22 protein-coding genes are annotated in these 22,908 nt (G+C 37.7%); 2 read left to right on the forward strand and 20 right to left on the reverse strand.

Annotated elements, in window-relative coordinates:
• Nucleotides 1-83: 83 nt before the first annotated feature.
• The 6 genes from typA to JG537_RS06685 form a co-directional block, all read right to left on the reverse strand.
• The gene (typA, locus tag JG537_RS06660) at nt 84-1,928 is read right to left on the reverse strand and encodes a translational GTPase TypA (protein WP_199544457.1); all 1,845 of its coding nucleotides are present in this window, start codon (nt 1,926-1,928) and stop codon (nt 84-86) included.
• A gap of 177 nt (nt 1,929-2,105) precedes the next feature.
• Entirely contained in the window at nt 2,106-3,152 is a 1,047-nt protein-coding gene (locus JG537_RS06665) for a hypothetical protein (RefSeq protein ID WP_132869550.1), read from the reverse strand.
• Between the two features lie 14 nt (nt 3,153-3,166).
• Nucleotides 3,167-3,547: a rhodanese-like domain-containing protein gene (locus JG537_RS06670; protein WP_132869549.1), complete on the reverse strand. Its 381-nt coding sequence runs from the start codon at nt 3,545-3,547 to the stop codon at nt 3,167-3,169.
• 13 nt (nt 3,548-3,560) lie between these two features.
• The gene (locus JG537_RS06675) at nt 3,561-4,529 is read right to left on the reverse strand and encodes an ROK family glucokinase (RefSeq protein WP_039697292.1); all 969 of its coding nucleotides are present in this window, start codon (nt 4,527-4,529) and stop codon (nt 3,561-3,563) included.
• Nucleotides 4,522-4,731, reverse strand: coding sequence for a YqgQ family protein (locus JG537_RS06680; protein WP_006531568.1), 210 nt, complete (start codon nt 4,729-4,731; stop codon nt 4,522-4,524). The genes JG537_RS06675 and JG537_RS06680 overlap by 8 nt, the downstream gene beginning before the upstream one ends.
• Before the next feature lie 134 nt (nt 4,732-4,865).
• A complete protein-coding gene (locus JG537_RS06685; protein ID WP_132869548.1) occupies nt 4,866-5,390 on the reverse strand; it encodes a Dps family protein in 525 nt (174 codons plus the stop codon).
• 137 nt (nt 5,391-5,527) lie between these two features.
• Here JG537_RS06685 and JG537_RS06690 point away from each other — a divergent pair, with 137 nt between their 5' ends.
• Nucleotides 5,528-6,199, forward strand: a complete 672-nt coding sequence (locus JG537_RS06690; protein ID WP_199544460.1) for a prepilin peptidase — start codon at nt 5,528-5,530, stop codon at nt 6,197-6,199.
• A 71-nt stretch (nt 6,200-6,270) separates the two neighbouring features.
• Nucleotides 6,271-7,611, forward strand: coding sequence for an Nramp family divalent metal transporter (locus JG537_RS06695; RefSeq protein ID WP_199544463.1), 1,341 nt, complete (start codon nt 6,271-6,273; stop codon nt 7,609-7,611).
• Nucleotides 7,612-7,644: 33 nt separating this feature from the next.
• Here the strand turns inward: JG537_RS06695 and trpA are convergent, their stop codons facing one another.
• The 14 genes from trpA to JG537_RS06765 form a co-directional block, all read right to left on the reverse strand.
• On the reverse strand, nt 7,645-8,427 hold the full coding sequence (gene trpA / locus JG537_RS06700; RefSeq protein WP_132869561.1) for a tryptophan synthase subunit alpha: 783 nt from the start codon (nt 8,425-8,427) through the stop codon (nt 7,645-7,647).
• A gap of 3 nt (nt 8,428-8,430) precedes the next feature.
• Nucleotides 8,431-9,633, reverse strand: coding sequence for a tryptophan synthase subunit beta (gene trpB / locus JG537_RS06705; RefSeq protein ID WP_074563251.1), 1,203 nt, complete (start codon nt 9,631-9,633; stop codon nt 8,431-8,433).
• Nucleotides 9,630-10,211: a phosphoribosylanthranilate isomerase gene (locus JG537_RS06710; protein WP_132869562.1), complete on the reverse strand. Its 582-nt coding sequence runs from the start codon at nt 10,209-10,211 to the stop codon at nt 9,630-9,632. Before JG537_RS06710 ends, trpB begins: the two co-directional genes overlap by 4 nt.
• A complete protein-coding gene (trpC, locus tag JG537_RS06715) occupies nt 10,198-10,965 on the reverse strand; it encodes an indole-3-glycerol phosphate synthase TrpC (RefSeq protein WP_132869563.1) in 768 nt (255 codons plus the stop codon). Before trpC ends, JG537_RS06710 begins: the two co-directional genes overlap by 14 nt.
• Entirely contained in the window at nt 10,962-11,966 is a 1,005-nt protein-coding gene (gene trpD / locus JG537_RS06720) for an anthranilate phosphoribosyltransferase (RefSeq protein WP_199544465.1), read from the reverse strand. The genes trpC and trpD overlap by 4 nt, the downstream gene beginning before the upstream one ends.
• A gap of 15 nt (nt 11,967-11,981) precedes the next feature.
• Entirely contained in the window at nt 11,982-12,551 is a 570-nt protein-coding gene (locus JG537_RS06725) for an aminodeoxychorismate/anthranilate synthase component II (protein WP_074481843.1), read from the reverse strand.
• Entirely contained in the window at nt 12,548-13,903 is a 1,356-nt protein-coding gene (gene trpE / locus JG537_RS06730; protein ID WP_199544466.1) for an anthranilate synthase component I, read from the reverse strand. The genes JG537_RS06725 and trpE overlap by 4 nt, the downstream gene beginning before the upstream one ends.
• 728 nt (nt 13,904-14,631) lie before the next feature.
• A complete protein-coding gene (locus tag JG537_RS06735) occupies nt 14,632-15,789 on the reverse strand; it encodes a permease (protein ID WP_199544467.1) in 1,158 nt (385 codons plus the stop codon).
• A gap of 129 nt (nt 15,790-15,918) precedes the next feature.
• A complete protein-coding gene (locus JG537_RS06740) occupies nt 15,919-16,515 on the reverse strand; it encodes a response regulator transcription factor (protein WP_199544468.1) in 597 nt (198 codons plus the stop codon).
• Nucleotide 16,516: 1 nt separating this feature from the next.
• On the reverse strand, nt 16,517-17,608 hold the full coding sequence (locus JG537_RS06745; RefSeq protein WP_199544469.1) for a sensor histidine kinase: 1,092 nt from the start codon (nt 17,606-17,608) through the stop codon (nt 16,517-16,519).
• Entirely contained in the window at nt 17,605-18,336 is a 732-nt protein-coding gene (locus JG537_RS06750; protein WP_199544470.1) for an ABC transporter permease, read from the reverse strand. The genes JG537_RS06745 and JG537_RS06750 overlap by 4 nt, the downstream gene beginning before the upstream one ends.
• Entirely contained in the window at nt 18,333-19,211 is an 879-nt protein-coding gene (locus tag JG537_RS06755; protein WP_199544471.1) for an ABC transporter ATP-binding protein, read from the reverse strand. Before JG537_RS06755 ends, JG537_RS06750 begins: the two co-directional genes overlap by 4 nt.
• A 153-nt stretch (nt 19,212-19,364) precedes the next feature.
• Nucleotides 19,365-21,110, reverse strand: a complete 1,746-nt coding sequence (locus JG537_RS06760; RefSeq protein WP_199544474.1) for an ABC transporter ATP-binding protein — start codon at nt 21,108-21,110, stop codon at nt 19,365-19,367.
• Nucleotides 21,100-22,845: an ABC transporter ATP-binding protein gene (locus JG537_RS06765; protein ID WP_199544483.1), complete on the reverse strand. Its 1,746-nt coding sequence runs from the start codon at nt 22,843-22,845 to the stop codon at nt 21,100-21,102. The genes JG537_RS06760 and JG537_RS06765 overlap by 11 nt, the downstream gene beginning before the upstream one ends.
• Between the last annotated feature and the right edge of the window lie 63 nt (nt 22,846-22,908).

Raw genomic sequence — 22,908 nt, forward strand, 5'->3', positions numbered from 1 at the left:
ATTCCTTCCTACAATTCAAATTTATGTGTATTGTTTTCCGAGTTTATTTTAAGTTTAGAACTAAAATAGTCTAGCAGACTATTTTACTCTTCAGCTGATTTTTTCTTTTTAGCTGCTTTTGCACGTAAGTTTTTATCAAGGATTTGTTTACGCAAGCGGATTGATTCTGGGGTAACTTCCATGTATTCATCATCATTCAAGAATTCAAGTGATTCTTCAAGAGTCAAGATACGTGGAGTTTTGATAACAGCTGTTTGGTCTTTAGTAGCTGAACGAACGTTTGTCATTTGTTTAGCTTTAGTGATATTAACTGTCAAGTCGTTTTCACGTGAATTTTCACCGATAATCATACCTTCGTATACTTCAGTACCTGGGTTAACGAAGATTGTACCGCGTTCTTCAACAGACATGATTGAGTATGTTGTTGCTTTACCTGTATCGATAGATACAAGAGCACCACGACGACGTCCACCGATTTCAGCATTGATTACTGGCATGTATTGGTCGAATGTGTGGTTCATGATACCGTAACCGTGAGTCATTGAAAGGAACTCAGTTGGGTAACCGATAAGTCCACGAGCTGGTGCCAAGAAGACAAGACGTGTTTGACCATTACCAGTTGATTGCATGTCAATCATTTCACCTTTACGTTCTGACAATGATTGAATTACTGAACCTTGGTATTCTTCTGGTGTGTCGATTTGAACACGTTCGAATGGTTCGCATTTCACGCCATCAATTTCTTTAATGATTACTTCTGGACGTGATACTTGAAGTTCGTATCCTTCACGACGCATTGTTTCGATAAGGATTGACAAGTGCAATTCACCACGACCTGAAACAGTCCATTTATCAGGTGAATCAGTTGCTTCAACACGAAGTGATACGTCAGTTTGCAATTCAGCAAGCAAACGTTCTTCAACTTTACGAGATGTAACGTATTTACCTTCACGACCAGCAAATGGTGAGTTATTTGCCAAGAATGTCATTTGAAGAGTCGGTTCATCAATGTGAAGGATTGGAAGTGGTTCAACACAATCAGTCGGAGTGATTGTTTCACCAACGAAGATATCTTCCATACCTGAGATAGCAATCAAATCACCGGCTTTAGCTTCTTGGATTTCACGACGTTCAAGCCCGAAGAAACCAAACAATTTAGTAACACGGAAGTTTTTAGTTGAGCCATCAAGTTTAGAAAGTGTAACTTGGTCACCAACTTTAACAGTACCGCGGAAGATACGTCCGATACCGATACGTCCAACGAAGTCGTTATAGTCAAGAAGTGACACTTGGAATTGAAGTGGTTCTTCTGAGTTATCAACCGGAGCTGGAATATGGTCAATGATTGTATCAAAGACTGGAGCCATTGTGTGTTCTTGATCAGCTGGATCATCAGAAAGTGATGAAGTACCGTTGATAGCTGATGCGTAAACAACTGGGAATTCTAATTGATCATCGTCTGCACCAAGTTCGATGAAGAGTTCAAGAACTTCGTCAACAACTTCTGCTGGGCGAGCTGATGGTTTATCAATTTTGTTAACAACAACGATTGGTGTTAAGTTTTGTTCAAGAGCTTTTTTCAACACAAAACGTGTTTGAGGCATAGTACCTTCGTAAGCATCGACAACAAGCACAACACCATCAACCATTTTCATGATACGTTCAACTTCTCCACCGAAGTCCGCGTGTCCTGGTGTGTCCATGATATTGATACGAACACCATTGTAAGCAACTGCAGTATTTTTAGCAAGGATTGTAATTCCACGTTCTTTTTCAAGATCGTTTGAGTCCATTGCACGTTCTTGCAATTCTTTACGTTCGTCAAGTGTGTGTGATTGTTTCAATAATTCATCAACAAGGGTTGTTTTCCCGTGGTCAACGTGGGCGATAATCGCCACGTTACGAATATCTTCTCTTAATTTAGTCATGATTCCTCGATTTATTTTTAATTTATTCTAACTTTTGAATTATACCACAAATCCTATGAAAAAACAGCGATAAAACAAGTGTAAATGTTTTCAGACATGGATTTAGCTTCTATAGTATGTAAAAAGATGGGAACCACATCCCATCTTTTGTTATGCTTTAACTATTTCAGCATTGTCTTATTCGACATAAGCGGTGCTGACAACGCTCCAATTGGTTGCTTCGAGTGTTCCTTGTTCAAGATAGCCGTCTGCGTTAACACGATATAAGGCTAAACGTGTTTTTGAATCGCTGTTTTTACGGACACTAGCATAAACCAAATTGTCATCATATGCTTTGACATTTACAAAATAATTCTCTTTATCTTCATCAGATAATTGATTTTGCGAAGCATAAATGGTAAGAACCCAAGCTTCCACTTGCTCAGTCGTTAAATTTTTAGTATCAATGGCATCAGCAACAGCTGCTTTGTCGGTTGGTACTAATTTGAGATTAGTGTTTAACGAATAAGTGAATTTGCTAGAGGTTGTTGTCCAGAATTGTGGATAAATATAGCCATTTTTGACATAAATTCCCGAAGCAAATTTTGGTGTTGTTTGGTAACTACCACCGATACCACCAAAAATAAGTGCCCCGATGGCTTCACTACCACTTCCATCAGCAGGATAAAAACGATAAACACCTTGCGCCACTTCCTCATAACCAGAAACACGCTCTGTAACAATATAATTAGACTGATTTTTGGTCATTGTGCCATCTTCACTGATTGTCAGAATAACTCCGTCATAATCAGCTGTTTTCCAATTTCCAACAAGCTCCGCAGGGACACCTTGTTTTATCGTTGAAGAGGTCTTGGTCTCGCTCGTGCTTGAAGAACTTGAAGAACTTGATGTACTTGTTGACGTAGCCGTTGTAGATGGCGACCATTCCGCCTTATTATTGGCGGTTGTTTCGCGATTGAAAGCTGTGACGAGATACAAAATAATCAGAGCCAAGAAAACCAATGGACTGATTAAAAGAATCCTGATTAAACGACGTTTCTTGTTTTCTTGCAGCTTCTCGACATAAACATTGCGTAACGCTTCAAGTTTCTTTTTCTCATCTTCGTCTGTTACTTGGCTTAATTCCAAATCCAATTGAAAAATCTGATTTTTGAGGTATTTTGATTTCAGGGTATCCTTACTCTCATCGTTTTTTCTCTTTAAATTTTCTTTTTCAAATTCCATATTTTGGTAAATGATTAACTTTCTTTAACTTTTCCTGTCCAGTAGTCAAAGCCGTCTTTAAGGACGTAAAGATTTGTGTAACCAGCTTTTTTAAGTGTTTTTATAACACGTGGAAGAGAAGTACTTCTACTGCTGTCGTATAAAAGAACTGGTTTGTCTTTACGAATAGCTGAATATGACATTTGAATTTGACTAGCTGGGAGATTACGTGCTCCCATAATATGTTTTGTTTTAAAAGCAGCCGCTTCACGAACGTCAATTAATTGACTAGTGTGAATCATGCTTTCAAACTCCGCGTTATCAATGAATTTTGCTGCGCGACGTACACTAATGTATGTCCATGCGAACCACCCTACGATAACGACTAGAGCAATTAGAAAAACTATCCAGTTCATTTTTTGCCTCTTATTAATCTACGAATTGACTTGCAAGACTTGCAGCACCGATGATACCTGCATCGTTACCAAGTTCAGCGATTTTCACTTTAGTTGTTTTACGAACTTGTGGGAATGCGTAAGTAACGAAGTATTTTTCAACACGGCTACGCAAGAATTCACCTGCAGCAGATACACCACCACCGATAACAACTGAATCTGGGTTCAAGATGTTTGCGATGTTTGCAGTTGCTTGTCCAAGGTAGAAACCTACTTTTTCAACAACTGAATCTGCGAAATGATCACCAGCTTCAGCAGCTACAAAGATATCTTTACTTGTTACAACATCACCATTGTCGATAGCTGCTTTAATTTTTGAATCACCTTCATATTCTTCTGCCAAGTGACGAGCTACACGAACAACACCTGTTGCTGAAGCAACTGTTTCAAGACATCCTTTGTTACCACATGTACATTCGAAACCATCGACTGGTTCAACATTCATGTGACCAATTTCTCCACCAGCACCAGCAACACCGTGGATAAGGTTACCGTCAGCGATAACACCACCACCAACACCAGTTCCAAGTGTTACGAAAACAACATCAGGGTTGTTAGCACCAGCACCTGTCCAACGTTCACCAAGTGCGGCAACGTTAGCATCGTTATCGATAGCAAATGGAATACCGAGTTCACGTTCGATAACTGAACCAACTTCTTCAGTATGTGCCCAGTTCAAGTTGAAGGCACCTGTAACAGTTTTGTTTTCACGGTCAACAGCACCTGGTGAACCCATACCGATACCTGCAAAATCATCTTTTGTCAAACCATAAAGGTTCAAGCGGTGTTTGATTGATTCAACGATGTCAGGAACGATGTGTTTACCATCTTCAAGTGTATTTGTATCGATTGCCCATTTTTCTTGAACTTCACCTTCAAGAGTTAGGATACCGAATTTAATCGTTGTTCCACCTAGGTCAATCCCTAAAAGTTTTTTAGTCATTATTTTCTTTCTCCATTTCTAAACGGTGCTCGCGACGCAAAATTAATTCTGCATTCAGGTAGTCAGCCTTGTCAATCAACCCATTTTCATACAATTTCTCAAGCTCAAGTTTCATGACCTCTATATCATAAAGACGTTTACCGATATAGACAAAAATACCGAACCGTTTTAACAGTTGCTGCACGTCAAATAAAGTTTTCATACAATGCATTTTATCAAAAATAAGACGTTTTTTCAATAGGACATGCAATCGTTTTCTTTATTTTCACGTTTTCATTTGTTTTCATGAAAAAAATAGCGGACCAATCAGCCCGCTATTTGCTATTTTTTAGAAAATTATTTGATTCCAGGAGCTTGTCCACGTTCTGCTTGCAACATCCAGATTGTTTTTTCAGCATCAGCTTTTGCTGCTGTGAAAATGTCATTTGATGGAGCATCGCCTTCTTCATCAGTCACGTCTAGACCAACTTGATAAAGAGCTGAAAGATAAGTGTAAACTTCAACCAAACGAGCCAAATTTTCATCCATTGTTTTGTCAAATGAACCTTTAGTTTCTTCTAACTTGGAATTGTCATCGAATTCTTTAAGAGTTGAGTATGGTGCTCCACCGATTGTAATCAAACGTTCGCTGATTTCATCCAAGTTAGCGTTAAGAGCATCCATCAATTCGTCCATTTTTGGATGAAGATAGAAGAATCCTGCACCACGCATGTACCAGTGAATTTGGTGAACAATAGAAGCAGCTTTTGAAAGGTCTGCTACTGCTTGATTAAGCACAGCTTTTGTTTTAGCATTTTTTGCATTTTGTGAAATGTTATGTGTTACAGATGCATAAATTGTTTCAGTCATTGTTTGAGTCATAAGCGACCTCCTCTAAAAAATAAAATCAATGTTTTTAGGAAATATTTCCTTTTCTTTACGATTCTATTTTAGAATAATTCTAAATAAGTAGCAACTAATATGCTCATAACTTTTAAATTTTTTTCGAATAATAAGGTATGGACACTTTATTATTCTTTTTTCTTGGGGCATCGCTTGCTTCATTTATTGGTTTAGTCGTTGATCGTTTTCCTGAAGAATCCATTTTATTTCCAGCTAGTCATTGTAATGCTTGCGGGAAACAACTGAGACCAGTAGATTTAATTCCAGTCGTTTCTCAGATTTTAAACCGTTCACGCTGTCATTTTTGCAAGGCTAAAATTCCTTTATGGTACGGATTTTTTGAATTTGCCTGCGGATTAGCTACCGCTTTTTGTTACCACGGCATTATCGCTTTATCAACTCTTTTTATTTTCTTCTTTAGTTTAACCCTTAGCTTATATGATTTTAAGCACCAATCCTTTCCAATATTAATATGGTTAATTCCTAGTTCACTACTTCTCTTTTTTCTCCCTATTAATAAACTAACCATTATTCTTCTTTTACTTGGAATCATAGCTTATCTTTTTGACATAAAAATGGGAAGCGGTGATTTTTTCTATCTTGCAACTTTGAGTCTCTTTTTTGACTTACAAGGTGTTTTATGGATTATTGAATTTGGATCATTGGCTGGCATTCTTTTTTGTATCTTTTATAAAAATAGACGTATTCCCTTTGTTCCCTTTCTATTTTTAGGATATGTTTTGGTTGTATTTTTAAGCACACTTAATTTTTTTGTTAAATATAGTTAAAAATACTTTATTTTTAAAATTCTTCTGCTATAATAGGCCTTGAGTAAGAGTTTTAGAAAAGAGGGCTGCCTTTGGAAACTATTGTCAATTCTCAAAAGTCACTCAGTGAGGTCAATCAAAGTATTGCTGTTCCAAAAAATGCCTCATTTTGGCGTACACTTCGAGCCTTTGCCGGTCCAGGAGCCTTAGTGGCTGTTGGTTACATGGATCCTGGTAACTGGATTACTAGTGTTGTCGGCGGAGCTACCTATAAATATTTACTTTTATCAGTTGTATTGATCTCATCTTTGATTGCTATGCAACTGCAGCAGATGGCAGGAAAATTGGGTATTGTGACTCAGAAAGATTTAGCACAAGCAACTGCTGCTCATTTGCCAAAAAAGTTACGTTACTTTTTATTTGTTGTCATTGAATTAGCCTTGATGGCGACTGATTTGGCAGAAGTTATTGGATCTGGGATTGCGCTTCATTTATTATTTGGATGGCCGTTACTGTTTTCCATTTTGATAACTATTTTAGATGTTTTTATTCTCTTATCCCTGATGAAGCTTGGTTTTCGTAAAATTGAAGCCTTGGTTTCAACCTTGATTGCAACGATTTTGCTTATTTTCTTATATTTAGTCCTGTTATCAAAGCCAAGTTTTTCAGGTATTTTACATGGCTTCATCCCACATCCATCTATTATGGATTTACACCAAAGTGCTGTTAATAGTAAATTAACACTCGCTCTAGGAATTATTGGTGCAACCGTAATGCCACATAATCTCTATCTTCACTCATCCATTTCACAAACACGTAAAGTTGATTATTCCAGTCAATCTTCTATTAAACAAGCGGTTCGTTTTATGACTTGGGATTCTAATATTCAACTAACAGTTGCTTTTGTGGTGAACTCACTTCTTCTTATCTTAGGAGCATCACTCTTTTATGGACACGCTAATGACATTAACGCTTTTTCACAAATGTATGATGCCCTTCAAGATTCAAATATTGCAGGAGCTGTTGCTAGTGCTGCTTTGTCAACTCTATTTGCTATTGCGCTTTTAGCCAGCGGACAAAACTCTACCATCACTGGAACTCTAACTGGACAAATTGTCATGGAAGGTTTCTTAAAACTGAGATTACCTCAATGGTTAATCCGACTAGTCACGCGCTTAGTTGCCTTAGCTCCAGTCTTGATTATCGCACTTCTTTACGGTAGTCAAGAAAGTGTCCTTGATCAATTAATTGTTTACTCGCAAGTCTTCCTATCTCTTGCACTTCCTTTCTCTATTTTCCCTTTGGTGTATTTCACATCAAATCGCAAGATTATGGGAGACTTCGTCAATAGCAAATGGAATTCTATTTTAGGCTACTTAGTAGCAATCATTTTAACTGTCTTAAACTTAAAATTAATTATTGATTTGTTTTAAAACCAAAAAAACCACTCATTGAGTGATTTTCTTTTATTTTTGATAAGATGAACCGTATTTAACAAATTCTGCAACGTCTGCAGCCTTTCCTTCGTGTAAACCTCGAACGATTTTAGTTCCGACAATAACGCCGTCAGATACTTTATTAAAGCGTTCAATATCAGCTTTTGTTGACACTCCAAATCCTGTTAATACTGGAATATCAGCTACTGCTTCTAGGTTCGTCAAATGTTTATCCAAATCATCTCGGTAATTACCTGTTTTACCAGTGACACCATTAATGGCTACTGCATAAATAAAGCCTTCTGCCCCTTGGCACAATGTTTTTTGACGTTCAATACCAGTTGTCAAACTAACAAGTGGAACAAGCGCAATATCTGTATTGTCAAGATATGGTTTAATCATATCTTCATGTTCATGTGGCAAATCAGGAATAATCAAGCCTTTAACAGACGTATTTTTTAAATCATGGATAAATTTTTCGATGCCGTATTGATAAACAGGGTTAATATAAGTCATGATCACCAAAGGCACATCGACAGTTTGTTCTTGCAATTTTTTAACAATCGCTGTCAAATTCACACCCTTAGCCAAGCTACGTTGACCAGCTAATTCAATAACTGGACCATCAGCGACGGGGTCAGACCATGGAATCCCTACTTCAATGGCAGAAGCTCCACTATTTTCCAATAAATCAATCGTCTCAAATAAGCCATCAAGACCTTTATCATGGTCACCTGCCATAATGTAAGGAACAAAAATTCCTTTGCCGCTAGCTTTAATCTCTTGAAGATGTTTTGTAAGTGTCTTAGTCATCGTTTACTTCCCTTCTGCTTCCAAACGTTCTTTTACTTGAACAACATCCTTATCTCCGCGTCCTGATAGACAAACGATAATTGATTTGTCTGGCCCAAGCTCCTTAGCAACTTTTTGGGTAAGCGCAACAGCGTGACTTGATTCAAGCGCTGGGATAATCCCTTCAAGTCGTGACAAAAGCATAAATGCTTCAAGTGCTTCTTCATCCGTAATTGAATCATAGGTTGCACGACCGATATCTTGGAAGTGACAGTGTTCAGGACCAACCCCAGGGTAATCAAGACCTGCTGAAATTGAGAAAGCTTCCATGATTTGTCCGTGACGGTCTTGGAGAACATTCATCAAAGCTCCATGCAAAATGCCTGGACGACCTTTGGCAAAAGTTGCTGCGTGCTCTTCAGTATCAAGACCATGTCCTGCAGCTTCAGCACCATAAAGGGCAACAGATTCATCTTCAACAAATGGATAGAAAAGTCCGATTGCATTTGAGCCACCACCGATACAAGCTAGAACAGCATCTGGTAGTTTACCACCTGAGATTTCTGCGTATTGTTTTTTAGCTTCTTTACCAATAACTGATTGGAAGTCACGTACGATTTCAGGAAATGGTGCAGGTCCAAGTGCTGACCCCATAATATAGTGAGTATCTTCGATATTTGCTACCCACGCGCGAAGAGCTGCATTAACAGCGTCTTTCAAAACACGTGAACCATCTGTGACAGCGTGTACTTTAGCACCAAGCAATTCCATACGGAAAACATTGAGGGCTTGACGTTTGACATCTTCTTCACCCATGTAAATAGTACATTCCATGTCAAAAAGTGCAGCTGCTGTAGCTGTTGCCACACCGTGTTGACCAGCTCCAGTTTCGGCAATGATTTTCTTTTTACCCATGCGTTTTGCAAGGAGAACTTGACCAAGGGCGTTGTTGATTTTGTGAGCACCAGTGTGGTTAAGGTCTTCACGTTTAAGGTAAATCTTAGCACCACCGATATGCTTAGTTAAGCGCTCTGCGTAATAAAGCGGTGTTTCACGTCCAACATAGTTTTTAAGTAGTTCATCAAGTTCTGCTTGAAAACTTGGGTCAGCTTTTGCTTCGCGGTAAGCTTTATCAAGTTCGATAACGGCTGTCATCAGCGTTTCAGGGACAAACTGTCCACCGAATTTTCCATAAAATCCATTAATATCTGGTTGGTTATAGCTCATTTTTTCACACTTTCTATAAATCTCATAATCTTCAATAAATCTTTTTTACCATCCGTCTCAACACCAGAAGAAACATCAACAGCGTAGGGTCGAAAGAAAGTTATAGCTTGTCCGACATTATCGACAGTCAATCCACCTGCTAAAAAATATGGCTTCGCTATTTTTTTATCCTTTAGCAGCTCCCAATCAAATGTCTTTCCGGAACCAGCTAGGGGGGCGTCAAATAATAGAAAATCCGCTTTAGTATGAATTTCTCCCAGTGTTTTTTGGACAGGAATGGCACGAATACTTGGAACTTCAATTTTGTCAAAGTCCTCATCCGCAAATTCTCCATGAATTTGCACAAGATCAAGAGGCACTTTGGTTATGGCTTCTTGAAGTTCCAAGAGAGTCGGACTTACAAAAACACCCACTTTTTGGACAGTTTCTGGAATAAACTGAGCTAAATGGCTAGCTTGTTTTATGCCGACTTGACGTTTACTTTTGGCAAAGACAAAGCCAATGTAATCAGCTCCGCTTTTTACCGCTTGTTCGACAGCTTCTTTAGTTGAAAGTCCGCAAATTTTAACCTTTGTCAACTTGCAACTCCTTCACTTTTTCAGCAACATTATCAGCTTTCATAAGTGCTGTTCCTACTAAAATCCCATTGAAAAATGGAGCAACAAGGCTAGCATCTTCTTTAGTAAAAATAGCTGATTCTGAAATATAAACAGCATCTGATTTAAAATGCGCTGATAATTCTAAACTTGTATTGATATCTGTTTCAAAGGTCACTAGATTACGGTTATTAACTCCAATAATCTTAGCTCCAATACGATGAGCAACTTCTAACTCTGCTAACTTATGTGTCTCAAGCAAAACTTCCAGGCCAAGACCAGTTGCAAAATCGTAAAGTTCTTTTAAACGCGCTTCAGAAAGAGCCGCTACAATCAGTAGAACAACAGTCGCTCCTGCATTACGGCTTCGAATAATTTGTTTTTCATCAATGATAAAATCTTTAGCTAAAGTTGGAATCTTAACTTGACTTGAAATCTGACGCAAATAATCAATATTCCCCTTGAAGAAAAAGGGATCAGTCAAAACAGAAATCATCACCGCGCCGCTATCTTGATAAGTCTTAGCTTGTTTAACAATATCAACATCGAGATTAATATCACCTAGACTTGGACTGGCTTTTTTTACCTCAGCAATAACTTGAAGATTATTAGCGTTATTTTTAAGATAGTCATATAATTTATAAGTCTCACGAAGAGGTTGTAATGGTTCAAGTTCTAGACTTTCAACTTCCTTAGCTTTTTGTTTCAAGATGGTTGGTAAAAATTCTTTACTCATACTTGTACCTCTTGCAGTTGACGAAGCTTAGCAAGTGCTGAACCATCAGCAATTAATTGACGAGCAAGTTCAACACCGTCTGCTAGGCTGTCAACTTTTCCGTTAGCATAAAAACCAAGTCCCGCATTAAGTACGGTTGTTTCAAGATATGGACTAGCCTGATTTTCCAAAACACTCATCAGAATTTCAGCATTTTGTTTGGCATCACCACCAACAATGTCATCTAGTTCAACTTTTGGCATACCTAAATCTTTATAGGTAAAGCGATGTTGGCTGATTTTTCCATCTTCAAGCAAAGTATAAGTATTTTCACCATAAAGCGCTGCTTCGTCCATATTATTTGGGCCAGTGACGATAATGGCACGTTTACGACCAAGTTTTTGCATCACTTGTGCCGCTGTTTCTTGTAAATCTGCACGATACAAGCCCATTAACTGCGTTTCAAGGTCAAGTGGATTTGCTAAAGGACCAACAATATTCATGATAGTTGGAATGCCAAGTGTTTTGCGAGCTGGACCGATAAAGCGCATAGCTGGATGCATGGTTTGCGCAAAGATAAAGGCAAGTCCCACTTCATCAAGTGCTTTTGATAATGTGGCTGGTGAAGCAGCAATATTGATCCCTAAAGCTTCAAGAACATCAGCTGAACCAGATTTTGAGGATACCGAACGATTGCCACCTTTTGCAATACGAATGCCACCTGCTGCTAAAATAAAGCAAGCCGTTGTTGAAATATTAAAACTGTAAGATTGGTCACCACCTGTACCGCAATTACACATAGCATCTGTAAAATCTTCTGGTAAATCAACGGCATGACTTTTCAGAGCACGAACAATACCAGTAATTTCAGAAGGTGTTTCACCTTTTACTTTAAGTCCCATTAGAAAAGCGGCAATTTCACTTTCTGAAATAGTATTATTTAGAATACTATCAAATAATGCTTCGACTTGTTCTTCTGATAAATCTTCTCTGTTAGCAATTTGATTAAAGAGTTCTTTCATTATCTCTCCCTCACTTTACTTTTCAACAACTAATCGTACAAAGTTTTCAATCATCTTAAGCCCATCTGGTGACCCAATACTTTCTGGGTGAAATTGAAGGCCATAAATTGGTAACTGTTTATGCTGGATAGCCATGATTTCTTGGTCATCAGTCGTTTTTGCAGTAACCTCAAAATCTTCTGGCATATCTGTCACCACGATTGAATGGTAACGCATGATAGGCATTTTCTTAGCTAAGCTTGCAAAAACTGGTGTTTGTGTCAGTACTTCAATCTCACTTTGTTTACCATGCATAACATTTTTAGCTAAACCAAGTTTGCCACCAAAGCTCTCTGCAATAGCTTGATGCCCAAGACAAATGCCTAACATTGGCTTTTGACCCGCAAAAGCTTGAATCATATCTTCCATCTTTCCTGCATCTGCAGGCCAACCTGGACCTGGTGATAGAACAATGGCATCTGCTTCTTGAGCAGTTTTTTCAAGTGTGTCATCATCATTTCGTAGAACTTTTACCTCTGCAAATGTCCCAAGGTACTGTGCTAGGTTATAGGTAAAAGAATCGTAATTATCAATTAATAAAATCATTTGCTATCCCCTATTCGTGTCATGGCTTTGGCTTTATTGATGGTCTCGTAAAATTCATTTTCTGGAACGCTGTCATAAACAATTCCTGCACCTGCTTGCACATATGCTTTTTGATTTTTAAGAATCATTGTTCGAATCGCAATGGCAAAATCCATGTCCCCAGTTGCCGAAAGATAACCAATCGCTCCCGCATAAACGCCACGCTTTTCTTCTTCCAATTCATAGATGCGTTTCATGGCACGAATTTTCGGTGCCCCTGATACGGTACCAGCTGGCAATGTTGTTTTTAAGGCATCAATACTTTGAACACCTGGTAACAGTTGCCCTTTAACCACACTGGTTAAGTGCATGACATAACGGAAATACTCTACTTCCATGTATTTGGTTACTTTGACTGTGCCGTTTTGAGAAATCCTTCCAATATCATTTCGCCCTAAATCAACTAACATGCGATGTTCAGCTGTTTCTTTGATATCAGATTGCAAGTCTTTAGCTAGCGCAGCATCTTCAGCATCATCAGCACCTCTTGGACGAGTTCCAGCAATTGGATTCGTTGTTACTTCACCATTTTTCACAGAAACCAAACTTTCAGGACTTGCTCCGATAATTTGATAATCCCCAAAGTCATAGAAATAAAGATAATTTGACGGATTAGTCACGCGCAAATTACGATAATAATCAAGTGGATCACCAGCAAACGGGCTTGAAAAACGTTGACTCAACACACATTGGAACATATCTCCTTGTCGAATCAATTGCTTGGCTGTATCAACCATGTTTTCAAATTTTTCTTTTTCAATGTGGTGTTTAAACTCAAGAGAATGCAATTCCTGTGGTGAAAATTCGTTTGGCGCTTGCGTCTGCAAATCTTTGACGACCTTACCAAGCGCTTGACGTGTCGCATCATTGTCACGATGACTGTAAATATTATCTTCAACCACGTAAACTTTCTCCGTCTTATGGTCAAAAATCAAATAAGATTCATAAACAAAGAAATGCATATCTGGCGTTCCAATAGTGTCTTCTGGAATCTCACCGATATTTTCATAAAGACTAATCATGTCATAACCAACAAAACCAATCGCGCCACCACCAAACGGTAGATCACTACTTGCTCCTTTAACCGTCAGCTGATTAAGATAGTCTAGTGGATCACCAGCAATCACTTGACCATTTTCTGTTAGTTGTCCATTTTCATATTTGATTTCAAAGACTGGGTTATATGCCACAATTGAAAAACGTGCATTTTCTTTTTCTCGTGGAATTGATTCAAGAATAACTTTGTGCTCACCCTGAACTCGCATATAAGCAAGAATAGGGGTTAAAGTATCAGCAGTTAGAATTTTTCGCATGTCATGTCCTCTCTACATGAATTTTTAATAGTGATTAATTTTTTAATTCTAGCAGCTACTTCGCCAGCCTTTATCTCTTCTTCTCATGATTTCCTCCCAATTAAACAAAAATCCCCACACAGAAAAAACCTTCTGTGTGAGGGCGTCTAATGATAGCGCGGTACCACCTCAATTAACGAAAAATATTTCGTCATCTCTATCTCCTCTAACAAGGAGCTGCACGATAAGGAGTGCCTACCTGAGACTTACCATCACTCACGATGTTTATCTCACTTGTATCTTGAAATCTTCTTCAGTATTATATCAATCACCGAATCTAAACAAAAAACCTCACACAGAAAAAACTTCTGTGTGAGGACGTCTAATGTATAGCGCGGTGCCACCTCAGTTTAACGGAAATCTCATCTTCCGTCATCTCTATCTCCTCTAACAAGGAGTTGCACGATAAGGGGTGCCTACCTGAAAAATATTTCTTATCTTCAACAATATACCATCAGCCCAATTTCACAACCACCTGCTACTCGTTCACAGTAACCACGAGCTCCCTGTAAGCAAATCCTTGCTACTTTCTGATTGATTATCATTATAAACACCTAATTCTATCTTGTCAAGTATTTTTGCGAATTTTCTAAAAAATTAAACATTTTTCATGTTTCTGTTGATTTATTCAAAAAAATCCCCAAGCTATCTTATCGACAATCCGCTAAAATAGCTTAGAGATTCAATCATTATTCCAATGTTACAGTCATTACCTTCGTTTCAGGAAGCAATAAGGCTTCTAAGTGAGTGATTAAGCGAATCAACCAGGCAAAAGCTAGCATGAAGGCACTCAATTCAAAAGCCGTCAATGACAAGTAATGCACCACTTGAAAAGCTATTTCTAGACCAACCAACATACCACCGATAGCATATGACATGACTAAGAAATCACGTGTCACTTCTGGTAACAACCATTTAACACTAATAATCAAAGCAATGATAATCAAGACTAAATAACCTGCTACCCTTGTGTGTAAAAGGTGAGAACTCGCATCATTTGGGAAAAAGCCAACTGCTCCTAAATCAATTCCCAAAATGGTTAACATGACACGAATCGCCGTTAATTTCCAATTCTTACCATATTTTTCACTAAGAGCGACAAATAAATAATCAACCAAGGCAACTAAGATTAAGGCTGACAAAATCAAGGTTAAGTTAAATTGCCAACTTGCCTTAGCTGCTTGTGTGCCTAAAAAGCTAAGATTAAAATGCCACCACTGCAATGTACGATTACTTGCCATTGCGACAAAGACACCACTCACCATAATAATCGTAAAGACAGTTGTTAGCCAAGTCGCCCTAATCTGCTCTGCAATTTGTCCCCAGAAAAGACTAACCACATAAACAGAAACGCCTAGAATCAAAGTCGAGGTAAATTTATCAAAAGATGCACCTGTAAAAATCTGCTCCAGCAGCCAACCAAAACCCAGCAATGCTAACAATAAAATCACTGCAAATGACGCCACAATAACTGGAAGCATCCGCCAAAAAACACGCACCTTAATACCACCAAGAAAGACCGTTCGATTACGAATAAGCGTCGTGGTAAAGATGGTCATTCCCAGAATCCCACCAAATCCTATCAAAAAAGTAATGATAGAATAATCACCAACTAATAAAATCTGGTCCATCTTCTCGATGGAACTAGCTGCGTAAAACAAGCAACACAAAACAATAGTTGATATAATTAGAACCCAACTTGATAAGCGTCCTTGCTTAGGAGACTCCTCCTTTTGCAAAACTAATTTATCGTTATATAATTCAGCTTTTAATTGCTGCCCTTTATCAAGATCTAGTTGATCAATAATGGCTTGATCAAGCACAATACTCACTTTTTTATTTTCCATAATTATCATTATAGTATGCTAATGACTACTTGTAAAACGCAAACAGTAATAAACTATCAAAAAACTGAAATAGATTTTATAAAATAAAATAGTCTGAAATAAATCATCTTATTCCAGACACATTTTCTTTTATAACCAGCCTTTATCTTCAGCAATTCTGACTGCCTCAGTACGATTATTAGCAGATAATTTATTAAAAATAGATGACGTGTAATTTCGTACAGTGCCATTTGACAGATAAAGCGTGTCAGCAATTTCCTGATTCTTCTTACCAAGTGCTACTAATTTTAAGATACGTTTTTCTTGTTGGCTAAGCGGATTATCCTGAATCATCATGTTTTCCATAAGCTCTGGCGAATATTCTTTTTTCCCAGCAAGCACTGTGTGAATCGTTGTCATTAATTCAGAAGTCGAACGATCTTTCAAAACATAAGCATCAACACCAGCTTTTACGGCACGCTCAAAATAACCAACTCGTTTAAAGGTTGTCACAATGATAACCTTCATCTCCTTATTTTTTCGAATCCACTCCAAAACATCAAGGCCTGATTTTTGTGGCATTTCCACATCAAGAATCGCCACATCTGGAGACTCCGTTTTTAATAATTCAATAGCTTCTTTACCATCTCCAGCTTGCAAAATCTCATCGACATCATCTTCCATGAGCAACAATTGGCACAAAGCATCTCGCAACATGGATTGATCTTCAGCAACTAATAATTTCATCCTATTTCTCCTTTAATCCCAATTCAACTTGGATAAGTGTCGGTTGAGCTTGTGACAGAATCTGAATATTCCCCTCAACTAGAAGAAGCCTACCACGAATAGATTGAAGTTCATCTCCAGTTATTTTTTCAAAACCAACACCATTGTCTTCTACTCTGACAAATACCTTTCCTTCTTTTTCAAATAAATGAAAACGACATTGATTAGCTTGACTATGCTTAATGACGTTATTGCTTAGTTCTCGCAAAATCATGCACAAAGTCGATTGCAAAACCGGTGCCATAGTTTCTAAATTCAAATCATTTTGCAACTGATAATCAATCTCCGTCATAGCAAAGAAATGCTCCAACTGCTCAATCTCTTCTTCAAGTGTTCTAAATTTGAGGTTATTGATAATATTTCTAACATCATGCATCGAAGAGCGGCTAGCTTGGTTTAATTCTTCTAATTGCTTTTTGACAAGGTCGTATTTTCCCTTCTCCAATTGCTTAAGTGCTAACTCTGTTTTTAAGGTCATGGCAGCAAAGACATGGCCCAAGGTGTCATGCAAATCACGTCCAATACGGTTTCGCTCATTTTCAGCTAATAACAAATTAATGGTACGATTCTTTTCCATGATAGCTTTTTCTTGCGCTTCATTTTTTCGAGCATTCATCCAGTGAAATAAAATGGCATAATTCACAACAGGAACAAGAAAAATCATCACACGAGTCGTTATGTCCTCTGCCAAAGTCATTCCTACAAACATCATCAAAAGCATGGCTAAATCATAGGAAATAAAACGAAATGAGCGATAATCATCTTGAAATTGAAAAATAAGCAAACTATTAAAATAAAAAGTAAACCACATCATGCCACCGTCAACACAAATTGTCATGTAGATAATATAAGATAGCATGAGTAACCAGCAAGGATTGGTTAGGGTATTTTCTTCAAAATTGACAAGAAAAAGGTAACCAAGCAAAAAAGCTGCCGTTATTCCCAATGTCCAAACTGGATAGCCTAAAAAGAAAACACCCAAAACAGGAAAAGCTAAGAAAGCTAAGGGCATATAAAACAAGGGATGAACATTCCTAATCCTTTTCAACATCATTTAACCTCAGTTTTATTCTTAATCATAAGCGCTAACGCTGCTATTATTATGGCATAGCCAAGCACGATAATCAAGGACTGCCAGTTTAATTGAGCATTTTTAGCGAAGTCTGTCACCAAGGTATTCACATGATAAATCGGTGTTACTTTGGATAACTTTTGCATCCAATCTGGAAAAGTCTCAATTGGCATCCAAGAGCCACCGATAATAGCCAATCCAAGAAAGGCAATATCACCGACAATTGTCATTAACTGCTGTGACTTAATTTGTGAAATCAATAGCCCGAAAGCTAAAAATAGCAAACTTGACAATAGCAATAAAGCTGCTGAGCCCAACCAGCGGCTAAGCGACATTGTCACCCCACGAAAAATCGCACCAAATAAAAACGTTGCTGAAATAGACAATAAAAAGCAAACCAAAACTCGAATCACTTTTGATAGATAATACTGCCAAATTGAAACCGAAGAATGTTCAATAAAAGTCAACCAATAGCTAGTCTTATCTTCCACAAGCATAGCTGGAAATGAGAAGAAGCCAAAGCTTGACATTGAAAATGCTGTCATGGTTAACATATAACTCATCACCAGCACCTTCTGCTCTTTTAAATCTGGAGAGAGTTCCATCCCAGAAAAGCACAAGAAAAAGAAAACCGGCATTCCAATAGATAATACAAAGGTTATCCAAGTACGTTTCGTTTTAATCCATTCAACTTTTAATAAAGCACTCATTTTTCATTCTCCTGTGTTTGGTCAAATAATGTATTTAATAAGGTTTTGTTTTGAATCTCAATGTCAGAAATCTGGCAACCTTGTTTCTGTAATTTCTGCCAGACACTCTCAATCTCTTTCGTCATAAAAGTCACTGAATCATTCTTTACTTTAATGCGATAACCATTTGCTAAGCTATTAACAAACGGTAAAAATGTTTTTGGCAAGGTAACTTGTTTTTCATGTTCAGCTTCTCTCATAGCAAATGGAGTCGTATCACGTAGCAACTTTCCATGATGTAAAACTAAAATGCGCTCAGCCGTGTGTTCGACTTCTTCGATATAATGACTTGAGTAGATAATGGTCACGCCTTTTCCCTTTAACGATTGGATAATTTGCCAAAAATGTTGTCGTGTTGAAGTATCCATTGCTGCCGTTGGTTCGTCTAAGAAAAGAATTTTGGGTTGGCTAATAAGGCATAAAGTAAAAGCCAACAAGCGTTTTTGGCCCCCCGATAATTTCTCGGTTAGCTGATTTTTTTGTTCCTTGCTAAATTGCAAAATGTAATCAATCTCTTTATCAGTTAAAGGGGTCTTGCTAATCGCTTTAAAAAATGCAATTAATTCACATACTCTCAATTTTTCTGGCAAGCGATTTTCTTGTGGTAAAACAGCTACTGAATCTTTTAATCGCTGACTATTTGGGGCTAAACCATTGATGACAATCTTTCCTTTACTAATTTTCAAATCTCCTAACAAGCATGACATCAAAGTGGTTTTCCCGGCACCATTTGGACCAATCAGAGCCACACAATCTCCGTCAGCCACTTCAAACGAGATGTCCTGTAAAATAGTTTTTCCTTTAATGGTCTTTGAGATATTTTCAACCGTAATCATTTCATAAGCTCCATTTTTCTCTTTATTTGATGATTTTATTTTAGAAAAAAATAGCTGAGCTTTTTAGCTTATAATGTCATGACATCGCATGACTTTTGTCATGTTTTTGGTAACAAAAAAACCAATCTGCTCTTTAGCAAATTGGTTATCAGTTTAATTTTCCATCATACCTGCTTGCAGTTGATACATACGATGGTAAGTTCCTTTCAAACTTAGCAATTCATCATGAGTTCCTGACTCAATAATCTTACCTTTGTCTAGGACATAGATACAGTCAGCATCTTGAATGGTTGATAAGCGGTGAGCAATGGCAATGGTTGTACGACCTTGACGCATTTTCTTCAAAGACTCTTGAACAGTGTTTTCCGTTTCTGAATCAATGTTTGCTGTCGCTTCATCCAAAATTAAAATCTTCGGCTGAATAGCTACGGTTCTTGCAAATGCCAAAAGTTGACGTTGACCTGTTGAAAAACTTGAACCACGTTCTGTCACTTTTGTCTCATATTTATCAGGTAATTTTTGAATGAACTGATCAGCATCCACAAAGGCTGCGGCAGCTTGAACAGCATCATCAGAAATATCCTGATACATTTTAATATTAGATTTCACAGTACCATGATACAAGAATGGTTCTTGCAGTACCAAACCAACATTTTTATGCAAAGCTTTTTTAGAATAATCACGAATATCTTTACCATCCAGTAAAACTTGACCTGATTGGAACTCGTAAAACCTCATAAAGACATTAATAATTGATGACTTTCCTGATCCAGTCGATCCTACAAAGGCAATCGTCTCACCTTGATTAACCTTAAAGGAAATATTGTCTAAAATCCGGCGTCTTCCATCATAAGAAAAACTCACATTTTTAAACTCAATATTGCCATCTTGCACAAAATCTAACACACCATTTTGTTCAGGTTCATATTGCCGTTCATCAATCAAATCAAACACCCGTCCAGCTGAAACCATTGAGGTTTGCAAAGTTGAAAAATTCTGAGTCACTTCAATCAAAGGATCAAAAAGACGATTAACGTATTGGATAAAGGCATACATCAAACCAGCAGAAATACCAATTTCCATTCCACGAAAACCAAAATATGCCATTAAAATAGCATATGCTAATAACTTCAGAAGTGACATAGCAGGGCGCAAGAAAAGACTATCTAATGCCATCGAACGATTAGCATAAAATACATGTTCTTCATTGATAGCTTCAAATTCATCTTTCAAACGCTCTTCTTGACTAAAGGATTGAATAATTCGGATCCCTTCGATGCTCTCAGACAATTTACTGTTAATATCTGACAACAATGCACGTGTTTTTTCAATCACACTTACCGATTTTTTGCGATAAAGATTAACCAAAACAAAGATAAATGGCAAGAAAATCACAACCCAAGCTGTCAATGTCGCATTCAATTTCAACATGGTTAACAGAGTTACTGAAAAGATAAAAATAGCCGAAATAAAGCTTGATAAAAGGCCTGAAAACATATCACTGATAGCTTCAGTATCATTTGTAATACGAGACACAATGGAACCCGCGGGAGTTTTGTCAAAGTAAGCCATACCGAGTTTTTCCATGTTTGCAAAGGCATCTCTTCGAATATCTCTAACAATGCTATAAGACACACGCGCAAAGAAGAAATTTCCAAAATACTGGATAAGCGTCTGCAAGACATACATGAGGTAATAACCAACTAAAATCAGCATGGCAGTCTGATTCATATCCGTTAAAAAATGATCAATAAAGTAAGAAGCAATCAGTGGAATCAGACTCTTAACAACCGTTGTTAGTAGTAAAAGACCTAGAGGTAAGGCGGTTAAGAATTTATAAGGTTTGAGATAGCTCATGTGGCGCTTAAATACACGCCACTGATTTGCATTATTCTTCATCACTATCTCCTTCCATTTCTAATTGCTGAGCTTCATAAGTATCTGCATACCAGCCACCTTGCTTAATAAGATCCTCATGACGTCCTCGTTCAATGATATGCCCATCTTGCAAGACTAAGATTAAATCAGCATGAACCACCGCACTCAAACGATGTGCTGTGATAATTGTCGATTTATGTTGACGAGTTTGCTTAAGATTCTCAATAATAGCATGTTCTGTCTTAGCATCTACTGCTGATAAAGAATCGTCCAAAATCAAAATTTCAGGATCAAGAATCATGGCACGACTCATAGCAATCCGCTGTTTTTGACCACCAGAAAGACTAACCCCTTTCTCACCAATCAAAGTTTCAAAGCCATCTGGTGTTGCCATAATGTCATCATAAACTCGAGATAACTTCGTTGCTGCTTCAACCTTTTCTAAAGAGGCACCAGGATTTCCAAAACGAATATTTTCTAAAATACTAGTGGCAAATAAGAATTGATCCTGTGGGACATAACCAATCAAACGGCGTAAATCAGATAACTTGTAATCCTTGATATTGTTGCCATCAAGCATAATCCGACCATCAGTCAAATCATATTCACGTAACAACAAACGAATCAAGGTAGTCTTACCAGAACCGGTCTGCCCAACTAATCCCAGCGTTTGTCCCTGTTCTAGAGCAAAATGAATATCTGATAACGTCTCCTCATTTTCATAATGAAACGAATCAATATCATAAGCCAAAGTTCCATTCTGAATAGTCTGCAAAGGCTGTTTACTTTCTTGGACATCAGATGTTTCTTTCAAAAGACGATTAATACGATTATAAGAGACAGAACCGCGTTGAATCATATTAAAAAGAAAACCAATTGCCATTAAGGGCCAAACTAGCATATCTAAGTAAGTGATAAAGGTTACTAAATTACCAACCGTCACTTGACCGGCTGATACCATAAAAGCTCCCATCAACAATGACAAAACATAACTTGCCCCGATAAATAAAAGTACTAAAGGATCAAACATGACATCATATTTCATGGTTTTCATGTTCTTAACAAAAGTCATGTCATTGATTTCTTGAAAAGACTGAAGTTCATCTTCTTGATACCCAAATGACTTGGTCACTTTGATACCTGACACGGACTCCTGAACCTTATTATTTAATTCTGAAAAGGCAGCTTGAGATTTTCCAAACGCTTGGTGAGTCTTTCGTCCTAAACGACTTGTTGCATATGCCATAAATGGCAAAGGAATCACCGCTACCAAGGTCATTTGCCAAGAAATACTAAAAGCCATTGTCACCAAAGTCACAAAAGCCGTAATTGTCGCATCTACTGCTGACATAACTCCAGCGCCTGCTAAACGTGTCAGCGCATTAATATCATTAGTAGCATGCGCCATCAAATCACCCGTACGATGTTTTTGATAAAAACTAGGTGACATTTTTGTAAAATGATCAAATAAGCGAAAACGCATAATCTGACCAAGACGATACGACGTTCCCAAGATATACATTCGCCAAATATAACGTAAAAAATACATAGCAAAAGCTGATAAAACCAACAAAAATAAGCTCATCAGCAATTGCCCTTGTGTTAACTCACCAGATGTCACTCGATCAATAACTCCGCCCATAACTTTTGGAGGGACAAGGTTTAAAATTGCCACCAAAATAAGAGCAAGAATTCCGATAATATACCGTTTTTTCTCCAGCCTAAAAAACCACCAGAGATCCTTTATAATTTTCATTAAAACCTGCTTTCTAGCTGATATTATACACCCTTGAGTAGACTCTAAGTCAAGTTTCCTGCC

The sequence above is a fragment of the Streptococcus vicugnae genome, assembly GCF_016461705.1.
Lineage (GTDB): Bacteria > Bacillota > Bacilli > Lactobacillales > Streptococcaceae > Streptococcus > Streptococcus vicugnae.